The sequence below is a fragment of the Flavobacterium sp. genome (assembly GCF_043780635.1).
Taxonomy (GTDB): domain Bacteria; phylum Bacteroidota; class Bacteroidia; order Flavobacteriales; family Flavobacteriaceae; genus Flavobacterium.
The window spans coordinates 1-12,476 of record NZ_JAYWCK010000071.1 but is presented as its reverse complement, the minus strand read 5'-3'; the positions used below and the strand labels follow the sequence as shown (position 1 = coordinate 12,476).

The window sequence follows — 12,476 nt, the reverse complement described above, 5'->3', positions numbered from 1 at the left end:
TTGTTCCTCGCAATGACTATTCTCCCAAAAACGGGTATCTATAATCTTCCGGAGTTACAAAAGTTTCTTTGATTGTTCTTGGCGAAGCCCAACGTAATAAGTTCAAGGCTGAACCCGCTTTGTCATTAGTCCCAGAAGCTCTTGCGCCACCAAAAGGCTGCATTCCTACAATGGCTCCGGTAGGCTTGTCGTTGATATAGAAATTTCCGGCTGCATTTTGCAAAGCTACAGTGGCTTGCTCAATCGCATAACGATCTTGACTGAAAACAGCTCCTGTCAAAGCATATGGTGAAGTTGCGTCAACTAGTTTTAAAGTTTCTTCCCATTTGGCATCTTCATAAACAAAAATCGTCATTACAGGTCCGAATAATTCGGTTTCCATTGTGGTATAATGTGGATTCGTAGTTACGATTATGGTTGGTTCAATAAAATATCCAACAGATTTATCATAGTTACCACCAACGATAATTTCCGCATCCGAATCTTTTTTGGCTTGGTCAATAAAACTCGCCAATTTATCGAATGAACCTTCGTGAATTACGGCAGTAATAAAATTCCCAAAATCTTCTGGAGAACCCATTTTCATAGATTTTACATCAGTAATCAACTGTTTTTTTAATTCCTGCCACATACTTTGAGGAACATAAGCTCTTGAAGCTGCAGAACATTTTTGTCCTTGAAATTCGAAAGCACCACGAACAATTCCGGTTGCCACTTGTTTTACATTGGCACTTGGATGTGCTACAACAAAATCTTTTCCACCTGTTTCACCCACAATTCTTGGGTAGGTTTTATAAATATGGATGTTAGTTCCAATTTTTGCCCAAATACTTTGAAACACATTTGTAGAGCCTGTAAAATGGATTCCGGCAAAGTCTGGACTTGCCAGAAGAGTATCCGTAATCATTTGCGCATCGCCAAAAACTACATTGATAACTCCATCAGGAAGACCAGCTTCTTTAAACACATCAATGATAATTTTTGCAGAGAACACTTGCACGAAACTTGGTTTCCAGATGACAACATTTCCCATCATTGCAGCGCTTGCCGGAAGATTTCCTGCAATTGCGGTGAAGTTAAAAGGTGTCACTGCATACACAAAACCTTCTAGCGGACGATATTCCAATCGGTTCCACATATCAGAATTTGATTTGGGCTGGTCGCTGTAGATTTGCGTCATAAATTCCACGTTGAAACGCAAGAAATCGATTAATTCGCAGGCAGCATCAATTTCGGCTTGAAAAACATTTTTGGATTGCCCAATCATTGTTGCAGCATTTATCCTTGCTCTGTAAGGTCCGGCTATTAATTCGGCGGCTTTTAAGAAAATCGCTGCGCGTTGTTCCCAAGCCATATTTGCCCATTTTGTTTTGGACTCTAGGGCATTGGCAATCGCTTTTTCGATATGGGCTTTTTCGGCAAGATGATACGTTCCTACAATATGTTTATGATCGTGTGGTGCTGTTATATTTCGAGTATTTCCTGTTCTAATTTCTTCGCTTCCAATATAAAGAGGCACGTCGATTTTAGAATTCCACATTTGTTTGTAAGTAGCAAGAACGGCCGCTTTTTCTGGAGAATCTGGCGCATACGATTTTACGGGTTCGTTTACGGCTTTTGGCACATTGAAAAATCCTTTTAGCATATTTATGTATTTTGTGAATTAGAAAATTTTCACAAAAGTACAAAGGATTGTTTTAAAAATACGTGATTATTGATTTAATTCTATTGATTCTGTCGAGAATTTAGCCCAGATGTAAATGAAAACCCCGCAGTTAGAAAAGCTATTTTTCCTTGCAATTGCAGAGCGACCAAAGGGAGCTCCTGAAAATGCATTAGAAAAAAAGATTTTTGAACGAGGAGTTGTAATGGACAGCTGGAAAAAGCTACAAAAATTAATTCAAGGCAAAAGGTGCGCACAATCTAAATGTTGGCACGATAACTTTAAAGTTTTTTGTAGTGGTGAAATTTACCATATTAAAGTAGCCCTTCATAGCACCATAAGGGGACGACAACAAGCAACCGGAGTTATAGGTGTGTAATTCGCCGGGTTTCAAAACTGGTTTTTTGCCAATAACGCCTTCGCCATCAACCACTTCTATATTGTTGAGGGAATCGAAAATTTCCCAATGGCGTGAAATTAATTGGACAGAATCTTTGCTGTGATTTTCGATCGTGATTTCGTAACTAAAGGCAAAATGAATCTTGTAGTTCTTGAAGTAAGTTCCTTCAAAACTAGTCAAAACCGATATTTTTATGCCTCTTGTTATCTGCGAAACCATAGCAAATTATTAAAGATTAGTTTAATGATGGCAAAATTACAAAAAAAATGAGTTGGTTTTGCAGTTTTAAAAAAATGTTTTTTAGTTGGTAATTACATTTGAATTTGCAGTTGCTTTACCAATCACTCTTTCGTAACGGTCGTTGTTTTCGCGATAATATACGAGTACGGTATAATCATTTTCGGTTTGCCAAAAGTTTCCGTCTATAGCATTTTCAGCATCAATATTTCCTTTGTCGTCAGCAACTTGGTATTGAAAATTTGTAAATCCTTGTTTTATCAGAACGGCTTTTTCAAAGATATTTTTTGCTGCGTTGAAATCCATTTTGTACTCTGGTGTTAAGCTATAATTATTGAACATTCCGGTAATATAAATGCCTTTATTCTTCATAAAAGTTGGAGCCGAAAGACTAAAATATACCCAGGCATAATCAGCTTCAATTTCGTTTTTGGTTCCTCTAATGTTGCGAACTACAAAATTTCCATTGACATCCGGAAACACTGAATAAGGGTAATTTGCTCTGGCGTTATTAGTAAATAAATTAGCCCCATAAATACCCGTACTCGAATCTATTCGCGAGACATTATTTCCAGCAGCTCTTATATCATTATTGTCAAAATACAGAAACTCGTTTCCTGCCCAAAATTGGGTTTGAGTATCATATTTATATATTAATTCATTTCCAATGGTATATTGTGGAACTATGTTTTTGATTGCGTTATTAAACTGTCCGTTTTGAAACAAAACCACTTTGACGTTCTTTAAAGGATTTTGAAAATTGATAACAAGCGACCTTACGGAAAATTGAATATTGTGTTTATAATCTAAATAGTTGGCCGTTCTGGCTCGTCTGATTTCCATAGGAACTGTCACAAGATCTTCATAAACAATGAATTTTCTGGAAAATAAAACTTCTTTATTTTCGTCCAAAATTTTTAAAATATAATTTCCGCTGATTCGTAATTGCACAAACTGATTAGGAATGGGTAATTTATAATGTGAATAAATTTGCAAAGTGTTAAAGGAGTTCTCGTATTCTTGAATTCTTTGCCCGTCGAAACCTTTTAAATACTCGGTTTTTGGGATATCTGTTGGATTCCAATCGTAGTCACAATGCACAATTTCGAAGTAATAGTTAGCTTCATTTCCAAATAAATCATCAAATTGAAATTGGAAACCATCGCCTAATTTGAAAATAGGAACTGCATTTTCATTGCTTTGAACAAAAGAGATGGCTTTGATGTTGTAAGGTGGAGCAACCTCTATTTCTGTTTGGGCAACAGCCGAAGTTACAATAAAGATTAATGCTATTATTCGAAAGAAAGATTTACACATAGTCTTGTGATTGGTAAATTGTAAATGTAACCCGTTGGGTGTAATTATTTAAAGTAAAATAAGTCGGATAAATATTGGTCAAGATACTGAAATTCAGTATCTTGAAGTCGCTAAACAAACCAATATTTATGTCAAATATAGTAAAAAATTATTTAAGAGTTTTAGAAGTTATAAGTTCTTTGAATTGTGAATTAGAATATAAATCAGGCGTTGGTAGAAATCAAAAAATGTCTGATTTAGAAGTAGTTGCACTTAGTTTAACGGCTGAATTTATGTCGATTGACAGTGAAAACTCTTTGTTTAAATCAGTTGATGTTAGTCAAATTCCAAATTTAATTGAGCGAAGTCAATTTAACAAAAGAAGAAGAAAATTGTTTTTATTTTCAGAAGAAGTTAGATTAAAATTGGCGTCTCGTTTTTTGGAGTTTGAAGATTATTTTATTGTTGACAGTATGCCTTTAGAGATTTGCAAATTTGCTCGTCATCGAAGAATTAAAATCTGTAAAAAAGAGTTTGAAACAGCTCCATCAAAAGGATTTTGTGCTTCACAAAACACTTGGTTTTATGGTTATAAACTTCACGGAATTTGTTCTATATCAGGTATTTTTCATTCATTAGATATTACAAAAGCAGAAGTTCACGATGTTCATTTTCTGAAGAATGTAAAACAACAAATGTCTGACTGTGTGCTGCTTGGAGATAGAGGTTATTTGTCAAAAACTATTCAATTGGATTTATTTCAAACGGTAAATATCAAATTAGAAACCCCAAAAAGGAAAAATCAAAAAGACTATAAACCACAACCTTATATCTTTAGAAAATCAAGAAAAAGGATTGAAACTCTATTCTCTCAATTATGTGACCAATTTAAAATAAGAAACAATTATGCAAAATCTTTTGAAGGATTTAAAACAAGAATTTTAGCCAAAATAACGGCATTAACTTTAGTTCAATATGTCAATAAATTTATCTTTGACAGACCAATAAACAATATCAAAAATCAAATAATTTAATTACACCCAACGGGTTTAACTTAATAAAATGTATTATGAAAACAAAAATCTATTTTGGTTTTATGGCATTACTATTTGTATTAGGATGCTCGAATGATGAGAATGTTTCAACTTTAACTCATAGCGGAAATCAGCTAAACAATGCTAAGAGAACCGCATCTCCTATTGCGCAATGGACGAAGCCTGCAATCTGGGATAACAATAATGTATTACAGACAGCCTTATGGTTTCCTCCACCAGCAGGCGCAACATTACCAAATTATAGCTTTGCTCAATTTCCAAATTATAACTTTTCTCCTTATTATTTAAATGGTGAAACAGAATATAATCCTGCTAATTATGATGTGATGACGCATTTTGGATACATCAGTCCTGAAGCTGTAACTGGTGCTGTTGTAGAATTTACATTCCCTCAAATTAAATATTTTCTTCCACATATGAATAATAAAAATCAACAAAGGATATATACTGTTAATAATATTGATAATCAAACAGTAATAACTTGTACCACAAATTTGGTTAAGGGTATGAATCCTATGTTCTGTTTTTTAGTAAAAGTAGATTGTGGAAAAGGAAATAGTGGTTATACCACTTTTTGGACTGATATGAAAGTGAATGGTGTTTCGGTAAAAGGAACAATTAAAAATAAGGTCTTTGAGTGTAATTAAAGACAATATCCTGTTATTTATTTTTCATCACGCTAATACAAATTATGTTATCCGAAGCCTCCTGGCTTCGGATTTTTTTATTAATACCCACGAAATATTAGGGCAGCAAAAATAAATTTTAACTTGTGTAACTAAAGTTACTGTTAATACATAATCATTACATTAATTTTGTCCCATAATAATTAAGAATACACTATATAAAGTGTAAATTAATTGAATGTTAAAAAAATGGAAATGGAAAAAATAATCAGAGAAAACCTAGGCACAATCGTGGATGTTCGAACTTATGGAGAATTTATGGGTGGCAATGTTGCCGGTTCTATCAACATTCCATTGAATGAAATGCCGGAAAGAATTGAAGAATTAAAGACAATGAAAGCCCCATTAATATTGTGTTGTGCATCAGGTGGAAGAAGTGGTCAAGCCCAACATTTCCTGTCACAATATGGTATCGAATGTTATAATGGTGGTTCTTGGCTAAACGTAAATTATTATAAATCTATAAGTAATTAATCAAAAAATGATAAACACTTTAAAAAAATTATTCGGTCTTGGTCCAGGAGTAAATTATGCTGAATTAGTTAAAAATGGAGCAATAATTTTGGACGTTCGTTCCAAAGCCGAATTTGCTGGCGGACACATTAAAGGTTCTGTCAATATTTCAGTAGATACTTTAAGAAACAACTTGACCAAACTGAAAGATAAAAACAAACCCATTATCACTTGTTGTGCATCAGGAATGCGAAGCGCATCAGCAAAAGGTATTTTAACAACTAATGGTTTTACTCAAGTATACAATGGCGGTGGTTGGTATAGCCTTCAAAGTAAGATATAATGAACAAAGAAACCCTATTAACTGATTGGAATTTTATGCGTTTTCTACGTTTGGGATTGGGGATTTATATCGCCATCCAAGCTGTTGAAACCCAAAGTTTATTATCAGGAATTGTAGCCCTGTTTTTTATATTTCAGGCAATTACGAACACAGGTTGCTGCGGTGCAAATGTTTGTGCAGTGCCAATAAAGAAAAGCAATTCCGATACAATTGAAGTAGTAGAATACGAGGAAATTAAATAATAAAATATACTGCCTTCGAAAAGGCAAAAAGGTAGTTTTTAAATGTCCTGTTTTCCATTGGAAAAGTCCCGCATCTGTGGGACTTTTTTTGTTCTCATAAATCATAATAACAATTCCGAAAATCATTTGTCTTACGGCAAAATAAAAATTACATTTGCAACAGTTTAACTTTTACACATAAAATGAAGCCTAACACACAACAATTAAACGATTTAACTATCCAAGTCAGAAGAGATATTCTTCGTATGGTTCACGCTGTCAATTCAGGTCATCCCGGAGGTTCTCTTGGTTGTACCGAATTTATGGTTACATTATACCAAAATATAATGGACCGAAAACCAGGTTTTGATATGAACGGAATTGGAGAAGATATCTTCTTCCTTTCAAACGGTCATATTTCTCCTCTTTTCTATAGCGTATTAGCAAGAAGCGGTTATTTTCCGGTATCGGAATTAGCTACTTTCCGTCTAATCAATTCAAGATTACAAGGCCACCCAACAACTCACGATGGTTTACCTGGTGTGAGAATTGCTTCAGGTTCTTTGGGACAAGGATTATCAGTTGCCATTGGTGCTGCTCAAGCCAAAAAATTGAACAAAGACAGCCATTTGGTTTATACCTTGCACGGCGATGGCGAATTGCAGGAAGGTCAAAACTGGGAAGCCATAATGTATGCTTCTGCTAAAAAAGTGGATAATCTGATTGCAACAATCGATTTAAATGGAAAACAAATTGATGGAACTACAGACGAAGTTTTGGCAATGGGAAGTATTCGTGCCAAATTCGAAGCATTCGACTGGGACGTTCTAGAAATTGCAAAAGGAAACGACATCGAAGCGATTATAGCTGGATTAACTGACGCAAAATCAAGAACCGGAAAAGGAAAACCTGTTTGTGTTTTATTGCATACCGAAATGGGTAACGGAGTAGATTTTATGATGTACAGTCACGCTTGGCACGGAAAAGCACCTAACGATGCGCAACTAGAAAATGCTTTAGCTCAAAACTATACTGAAGCAGAAAGCGACTACTAAATCAGATTTTAGATTGCAGATTTCAGATTCAAAACTAAATCTTTCAATTAAAAAATCTTTTAATCTTTCAATTTAAAAAGAAAAATGAAAAAATATATAAATACAGGAAGTAAAGATACTCGCTCCGGTTTTGGAGTGGGAATGACCGAATTAGGTCAAAAAAATGAAAAAGTGGTGGCACTTTGTGCAGATTTAATTGGTTCGTTAAAATTTGACGATTTTAAGAAAAATCACCCAGAGCGTTTTTTCCAAATTGGGATTGCTGAAGCCAATATGATTGGAATTGCAGCAGGATTAACTATTGGTGGAAAAATTCCTTTTACAGGAACTTTCGCTAATTTTTCTACAGGAAGAGTTTACGATCAAATTCGTCAATCAGTAGCCTATTCTGATAAAAATGTAAAAATTTGTGCCTCTCACGCTGGGTTAACTTTGGGTGAAGATGGAGCAACTCACCAAATATTAGAAGACATTGGATTAATGAAAATGTTGCCGGGTATGACTGTAATTAATACTTGTGATCACAATCAAACAAAAGCTGCAACAATAGCCTTAGCAGATCATCACGGTCCTGCTTATTTGCGTTTTGGCCGTCCGGTGGTGCCAAATTTTATGCCAGCTGACGAACCATTTGTTATTGGGAAAGCAATTATGCTAAACGAAGGAACAGATGTAACGATTATTGCTACAGGACATTTAGTTTGGGAAGCGCTTGTTGCTGCCGAAGCTTTGGAAGCAAAAGGAATTTCTGCCGAAGTAATCAACATTCACACCATTAAACCATTGGACGAAGAAGCGATTTTGAAATCATTGGCAAAAACCAAATGTGTAGTTACTGCCGAAGAGCATAATATTCTTGGTGGTCTTGGAGAAAGCGTTGCCAGAGTTTTGGCTTTGAACAATCCATCTCCGCAGGAGTTTGTTGCTGTTCAGGACAGCTTTGGCGAAAGCGGAACTCCAGAGCAATTAATGGAGAAATACAAATTAAACAATCAGGCGATTGTTTCAGCTGCAGAAAAAGTCATTAAAAGGAAATAAGACTTTTGCTTATTTTTCACCATAAAAAAACCTCGAAAGTTTATTCTTTCGAGGTTTTTTATTTTGATTTAATTTTGATAAGGCGGCTTACAATTAGCATCTAAATGCCTTCTTAATCTTAATGGGTCGGTATAGTCTGAATCTTGAGGTGTTGGCAGATTTGTTGAAGATTCGGGTAAACTTGGATTAAAAAGAGGACCTGTAAATTTTCTGGGAATACCTTTTGTTTCAGTTTCAATGGCAGTTGTCATAGGATTATCTACGATAGGATCGTAAGGAAAATAAGCACTTAAACCGGAATTTGTTCCAGTTGGTTTTGTGATTTCCAATCTTGTGGTGTAGTTGTCTCCATCATCGTCAACATCAAGGAAATTAGGAACTCCATCTTTATCAGTATCATCAGCATAACGGATTGCGTCAATAGGAAGAGTAGGATAGTTTGTTGTATTTGCATATACATACATATATCCATCATTGTTTAAATCCTCTTGATAAGAAAAAACCCCATCATTATCCTGATCTAATCTTTGTAATTCATATAATTTAAAACTAAATACTAAAGGTGAATAGGCAGGAATTGAACCCGAACCGGTATTGTAATAGGCTAATCCAGAAGGCAGAAACATCACACCAGCACCAAAATCGTTGTGGGTAATTGTACCATCTGTTTTTGTTGTGTATGATCCCGTCTTAAAAATTGGAAAAGTTTCACTCCATCCTGATATTGTAGTAAATAGACTTATCATTGACTGAGGATATACTACTTCCTCAAATTTTGTGGCGATAAGTGATGCATCAGTAGTAGCTGTAGCAGCTGTAAGTTCTAAATAATCCCCTCTATAAGATGTCATTACTCCATCAACATTACAAGGAGAAACCCCTCCACGACCTGTGACAACATCCTTCTTACCTTCTCTTAAAACTAAATAATATAATTTATAGGTTATATTGTTTTGGCTTACATCTTTGCTCCAAAGTTGGGGAAAAGCTGTGCTACCAACAAAAGCATTAGCTTTATAAGACATTATAGATGGTTGACCTCCATCAATTTTTGTAATACTTACATTCTGATCATCTACAAAACCTGGATGATCGACAACTGTTATATAATTTGTTTTTAAATAATCCTCAATGATTGCAATATCAACTTTATATTGTTCTGCATAATCTCTAGGTGGCTCATAAGTAGGCGTGTCATTCTTTGAACATGAAAATAAAGAGACTGTTGTAATTAATAGAATAAAATAAAACTTAAATTTGTTCATTATTGCTGATTTTTAAGTGCGCAAGATACAATTTTGATTTATTTTTGTAAAATATTTAACTTCGATTTTGGAAAATTTATGAGAATAGATAAATATTTATGGTGTGTGCGATATTATAAGACCCGAAATATGGTTACCGAGGCCTGTAAAAAAAATCATGTCACTTTAAACGGCCTGGTTGCCAAACCATCGAAGGAGGTTTTCCCTACAGATAAAATCACTTTTAGAAAAGACCAAATCACACAAATTATCACCGTGCTGGACATTCCAGACAATCGAGTGGGTGCGAAACTGGTTGACATTTATCGAAAAAATGAAACTCCGGCAGAAGTCTATGAACATTTAGAATTACTGAAATTATCAAAGGAACATTATCGAAAAAATGGAACTGGAAGGCCTACCAAAAAAGACAGACGTGATATTGACGAATATGGAAATGAAATTAAAGTAGATGATGATGCACTTTAAAAAACATTTCTAAACTTTAAACCTTTAACTTTAAACAAAAAAAATGAGCAAGAATATCATCTTATCGAATCAGGAAATTGAGCATACCATAAAAAGAATTGCTTACCAAATCTATGAAACATTCGTAGATGAAGAAGAAATTGTCATCGCAGGAATTGCTTCCAATGGATTTACTTTTGCAAAAAAAATTGAAGATGCTTTAAATAAAATTTCAACTCTAAAAGTTTCACTTTGTGAGGTTCAAATCAATAAACAAAATCCTGAATTGCCAATAAACACTTCTTTAACAAAAGAAGAATACACTAATAAAGGATTAGTTCTTGTAGATGATGTACTGAATTCAGGAACCACTTTGATTTATGCTGTAAGACATTTTCTGGACGTGCCTTTAAAGAAATTTAAGACAGCAGTCCTTGTAGATAGAAATCATAAAAAATACCCTGTGAAAGCTGATTTTAAAGGAATTTCGCTTTCTACCTCATCATTAGAACACGTACAAGTTGTTTTTGATGAAAACGGTGATAATTATGCTTACTTAAGCTAAAATAGCTAGAATATCTTGTGTAGTTTCATCCTTAGTCTTATCGTCAATACTTACCTTGTATTGAGCTTGGTTGTAATAATAACTTCTGTCAAAAAGGTGCTTGGCAATAAATTCCTTCATTTCGTCCTCATTTTTATCTGCTATAAGAGGACGTTTGCTTTTATTAGCAACCAATCTTTCAAATAAAGTATCAACCGAACCTTTTAAATAGATGGATAAAATATTTTCACCTTTTAGTAATTCATGATTATTAGCATAGCAAGGAGTTCCTCCTCCCAATCCTATAATTAAATTTTGGGGTAAATTCAATAATTCAATAAAAACTTCTCGCTCCAGCTTCCTGAAATAAATCTCGCCTCGTTGTTCGAAAATTTCATTTATGGATAAGTTTGTTCGTTCTTCGATACTTTTATCCAAATCTACGCAAGGAATATTAGTAATATTTGACAATCTATTGGCAATTGTAGACTTACCACAACCCATATAACCTAATAAAATAATTTTTCTCATTTGAATAAAACCTTATATACTAAGGCGTTAAGTACTATTGTTTAAAAAAGACAAATTTATAATAAAATAGCTTTGAAAAATTAAAAATAAGACCTTATATTTGCAGCCGCATTCAAGAAACGAAATGACTCGATAGCTCAGTTGGTAGAGCACATCACTTTTAATGATGGGGTCCTGGGTTCGAGCCCCAGTCGGGTCACAAATTTGTGATTTTCACATCCGTTTTTTGAATCAATGACTCGATAGCTCAGTTGGTAGAGCACATCACTTTTAATGATGGGGTCCTGGGTTCGAGCCCCAGTCGGGTCACTATATAATGCGCATACGTTAATAGAATCTTGATAGTCTGAAGACTTGATAGCTCAGTTGGTAGAGCACATCACTCTTAATGTTGGGGTCCTGGGTTCGAGCCCCAGTCGAGTCACAAAAAATATAGAGACGTTCGCTGAGGCAAACGTCTCTATATTTTTTTTAGGCCACGTGGAGAAACGGTAGACTTGCCAGCTTGAGGGGCTGGTGCTCGCAAGGGCGTGCGGGTTCAAATCCCGCCGTGGTCACGAATAAATGAAAAACAGCATAAAAATAGTAAGCTCGCTTGAACTATTTTTTATGCTGTTTTTGTTTTCAAAGCGGAGCTTTGTGGGAAAGACGAAGTCAATCCCGAAGTCACAAATAAACAAAATGCTTCAAAAAAAATCAGGTTTACTTGAATTTTTTTTGAAGCATTTTTATTTTTAAAGAGGGCTTTGCATTAAAGACAAAGTCAATTCAGACGTAATTATAAAAAGCTACTTTTAGTTGCTTTTTTTTTAATCAAACCTTAAATCGCATCAAAATACTCTATATTATCTATGTTACTTTTTTTTTATTGCGCTGATGATGATGATAATAATAATAATGCTGCAATTAGGTTAACTCCAAATGCGATACCCCAATTTGTCCAAACCTTTCCTTGTTTAATTTTTTTGGCCTTTTTAGCATAGCCATCATAATAGTGTGGGTTTTTCATCAGTTCCGGATTTGGATAACTCAAATTTGCTTCTTTTGGCTGTGTTGATGAGCAAAACAAATTATAAAAAAAACTTAAATTATTTTGAATGAATAATAATAAACTAAGAATAAGTGTGTTATCAATATATAAAATACAGGGCAAACGCACCAGTTTTTTTTTAAAAACTATATAATTATCTGAATATAAATGGTTTAATGCTTGTTTTATAATAAAAAATATCATATATTATA

At 34.3% G+C, this 12,476-nt stretch carries 15 protein-coding genes and 4 tRNA genes; 13 read left to right on the top strand and 6 right to left on the bottom strand.

The window, feature by feature from the left end; all coding sequences use genetic code 11:
• Positions 1–16 precede the first annotated feature (16 nt).
• From pruA to ACH2BV_RS06675, 3 genes are all read right to left on the bottom strand, one after another.
• Complete coding sequence (gene pruA / locus ACH2BV_RS06685; RefSeq protein ID WP_395049949.1) at positions 17–1,645, bottom strand: L-glutamate gamma-semialdehyde dehydrogenase; 1,629 nt, start codon at positions 1,643–1,645, stop codon at positions 17–19.
• Positions 1,646–1,895: 250 nt separating this feature from the next.
• On the bottom strand, positions 1,896–2,282 hold the full coding sequence (apaG, locus tag ACH2BV_RS06680) for a Co2+/Mg2+ efflux protein ApaG (RefSeq protein ID WP_395049948.1): 387 nt from the start codon (positions 2,280–2,282) through the stop codon (positions 1,896–1,898).
• Positions 2,283–2,363: 81 nt separating this feature from the next.
• On the bottom strand, positions 2,364–3,617 hold the full coding sequence (locus ACH2BV_RS06675; protein WP_395049947.1) for a DUF5103 domain-containing protein: 1,254 nt from the start codon (positions 3,615–3,617) through the stop codon (positions 2,364–2,366).
• Between the two features lie 179 nt (positions 3,618–3,796).
• Between ACH2BV_RS06675 and ACH2BV_RS06670 the strand changes: the two genes are divergently transcribed.
• From ACH2BV_RS06670 to ACH2BV_RS06640, 7 genes are all read left to right on the top strand, one after another.
• Positions 3,797–4,630 (top strand): IS982 family transposase, encoded by an 834-nt coding sequence (locus tag ACH2BV_RS06670; RefSeq protein WP_395050002.1) that lies wholly within the window; start codon positions 3,797–3,799, stop codon positions 4,628–4,630.
• A 35-nt stretch (positions 4,631–4,665) separates the two neighbouring features.
• Positions 4,666–5,298: a hypothetical protein gene (locus ACH2BV_RS06665; protein WP_395049946.1), complete on the top strand. Its 633-nt coding sequence runs from the start codon at positions 4,666–4,668 to the stop codon at positions 5,296–5,298.
• A gap of 234 nt (positions 5,299–5,532) precedes the next feature.
• A complete protein-coding gene (locus ACH2BV_RS06660) occupies positions 5,533–5,811 on the top strand; it encodes a rhodanese-like domain-containing protein (RefSeq protein WP_395049945.1) in 279 nt (92 codons plus the stop codon).
• 7 nt (positions 5,812–5,818) lie between these two features.
• Positions 5,819–6,133, top strand: a complete 315-nt coding sequence (locus ACH2BV_RS06655; protein WP_395049944.1) for a rhodanese-like domain-containing protein — start codon at positions 5,819–5,821, stop codon at positions 6,131–6,133.
• Entirely contained in the window at positions 6,133–6,375 is a 243-nt protein-coding gene (locus ACH2BV_RS06650) for a hypothetical protein (RefSeq protein ID WP_395049943.1), read from the top strand. Before ACH2BV_RS06655 ends, ACH2BV_RS06650 begins: the two co-directional genes overlap by 1 nt.
• 182 nt (positions 6,376–6,557) lie before the next feature.
• The gene (locus ACH2BV_RS06645) at positions 6,558–7,409 is read left to right on the top strand and encodes a transketolase (RefSeq protein WP_395049942.1); all 852 of its coding nucleotides are present in this window, start codon (positions 6,558–6,560) and stop codon (positions 7,407–7,409) included.
• Positions 7,410–7,493: 84 nt separating this feature from the next.
• On the top strand, positions 7,494–8,447 hold the full coding sequence (locus ACH2BV_RS06640; protein ID WP_395049941.1) for a transketolase family protein: 954 nt from the start codon (positions 7,494–7,496) through the stop codon (positions 8,445–8,447).
• A 68-nt stretch (positions 8,448–8,515) separates the two neighbouring features.
• On the opposite strand, the gene ACH2BV_RS06635 is transcribed toward ACH2BV_RS06640, so the two are convergent.
• On the bottom strand, positions 8,516–9,712 hold the full coding sequence (locus ACH2BV_RS06635) for an FKBP-type peptidylprolyl isomerase (protein WP_395049940.1): 1,197 nt from the start codon (positions 9,710–9,712) through the stop codon (positions 8,516–8,518).
• Positions 9,713–9,790: 78 nt separating this feature from the next.
• Here ACH2BV_RS06635 and ACH2BV_RS06630 point away from each other — a divergent pair, with 78 nt between their 5' ends.
• Together ACH2BV_RS06630 and ACH2BV_RS06625 are read left to right on the top strand one after the other, a co-directional pair.
• Complete coding sequence (locus tag ACH2BV_RS06630; RefSeq protein ID WP_395049939.1) at positions 9,791–10,180, top strand: RNA-binding S4 domain-containing protein; 390 nt, start codon at positions 9,791–9,793, stop codon at positions 10,178–10,180.
• Between the two features lie 43 nt (positions 10,181–10,223).
• Positions 10,224–10,724, top strand: coding sequence for a phosphoribosyltransferase family protein (locus ACH2BV_RS06625; protein WP_395049938.1), 501 nt, complete (start codon positions 10,224–10,226; stop codon positions 10,722–10,724).
• Here the strand turns inward: ACH2BV_RS06625 and ACH2BV_RS06620 are convergent.
• Complete coding sequence (locus ACH2BV_RS06620) at positions 10,716–11,234, bottom strand: shikimate kinase (protein ID WP_395049937.1); 519 nt, start codon at positions 11,232–11,234, stop codon at positions 10,716–10,718. The two genes, ACH2BV_RS06625 and ACH2BV_RS06620, sit on opposite strands and share 9 nt — an antisense overlap.
• A gap of 126 nt (positions 11,235–11,360) precedes the next feature.
• On the opposite strand from ACH2BV_RS06620, the gene ACH2BV_RS06615 reads away from it, so the two are divergent.
• The 4 genes from ACH2BV_RS06615 (at position 11,361) to ACH2BV_RS06600 (ending at position 11,791) form a co-directional block, all read left to right on the top strand.
• Positions 11,361–11,433, top strand: a tRNA-Lys gene (locus tag ACH2BV_RS06615).
• 37 nt (positions 11,434–11,470) lie between these two features.
• Positions 11,471–11,543: transfer RNA gene (locus ACH2BV_RS06610), tRNA-Lys, on the top strand.
• Positions 11,544–11,585: 42 nt separating this feature from the next.
• Positions 11,586–11,658: transfer RNA gene (locus ACH2BV_RS06605), tRNA-Lys, on the top strand.
• A 50-nt stretch (positions 11,659–11,708) separates the two neighbouring features.
• Positions 11,709–11,791: transfer RNA gene (locus ACH2BV_RS06600), tRNA-Leu, on the top strand.
• A 308-nt stretch (positions 11,792–12,099) separates the two neighbouring features.
• On the opposite strand, the gene ACH2BV_RS06595 is transcribed toward ACH2BV_RS06600, so the two are convergent.
• The gene (locus ACH2BV_RS06595; RefSeq protein WP_395049936.1) at positions 12,100–12,468 is read right to left on the bottom strand and encodes a hypothetical protein; all 369 of its coding nucleotides are present in this window, start codon (positions 12,466–12,468) and stop codon (positions 12,100–12,102) included.
• Between the last annotated feature and the right edge of the window lie 8 nt (positions 12,469–12,476).

Coding starts and splice junctions, on each gene's coding strand:
- pruA (WP_395049949.1), bottom strand. CDS start 1,645: ATGCTAAAAGGATTTTTCAATGTGCCAAAAGCCGTAAACGAACCCGTA.
- apaG (WP_395049948.1), bottom strand. CDS start 2,282: ATGGTTTCGCAGATAACAAGAGGCATAAAAATATCGGTTTTGACTAGT.
- ACH2BV_RS06675 (WP_395049947.1), bottom strand. CDS start 3,617: ATGTGTAAATCTTTCTTTCGAATAATAGCATTAATCTTTATTGTAACT.
- ACH2BV_RS06665 (WP_395049946.1), top strand. CDS start 4,666: ATGAAAACAAAAATCTATTTTGGTTTTATGGCATTACTATTTGTATTA.
- ACH2BV_RS06660 (WP_395049945.1), top strand. CDS start 5,533: ATGGAAAAAATAATCAGAGAAAACCTAGGCACAATCGTGGATGTTCGA.
- ACH2BV_RS06655 (WP_395049944.1), top strand. CDS start 5,819: ATGATAAACACTTTAAAAAAATTATTCGGTCTTGGTCCAGGAGTAAAT.
- ACH2BV_RS06650 (WP_395049943.1), top strand. CDS start 6,133: ATGAACAAAGAAACCCTATTAACTGATTGGAATTTTATGCGTTTTCTA.
- ACH2BV_RS06645 (WP_395049942.1), top strand. CDS start 6,558: ATGAAGCCTAACACACAACAATTAAACGATTTAACTATCCAAGTCAGA.
- ACH2BV_RS06640 (WP_395049941.1), top strand. CDS start 7,494: ATGAAAAAATATATAAATACAGGAAGTAAAGATACTCGCTCCGGTTTT.
- ACH2BV_RS06635 (WP_395049940.1), bottom strand. CDS start 9,712: ATGAACAAATTTAAGTTTTATTTTATTCTATTAATTACAACAGTCTCT.
- ACH2BV_RS06630 (WP_395049939.1), top strand. CDS start 9,791: ATGAGAATAGATAAATATTTATGGTGTGTGCGATATTATAAGACCCGA.
- ACH2BV_RS06625 (WP_395049938.1), top strand. CDS start 10,224: ATGAGCAAGAATATCATCTTATCGAATCAGGAAATTGAGCATACCATA.
- ACH2BV_RS06620 (WP_395049937.1), bottom strand. CDS start 11,234: ATGAGAAAAATTATTTTATTAGGTTATATGGGTTGTGGTAAGTCTACA.
- ACH2BV_RS06595 (WP_395049936.1), bottom strand. CDS start 12,468: ATGATATTTTTTATTATAAAACAAGCATTAAACCATTTATATTCAGAT.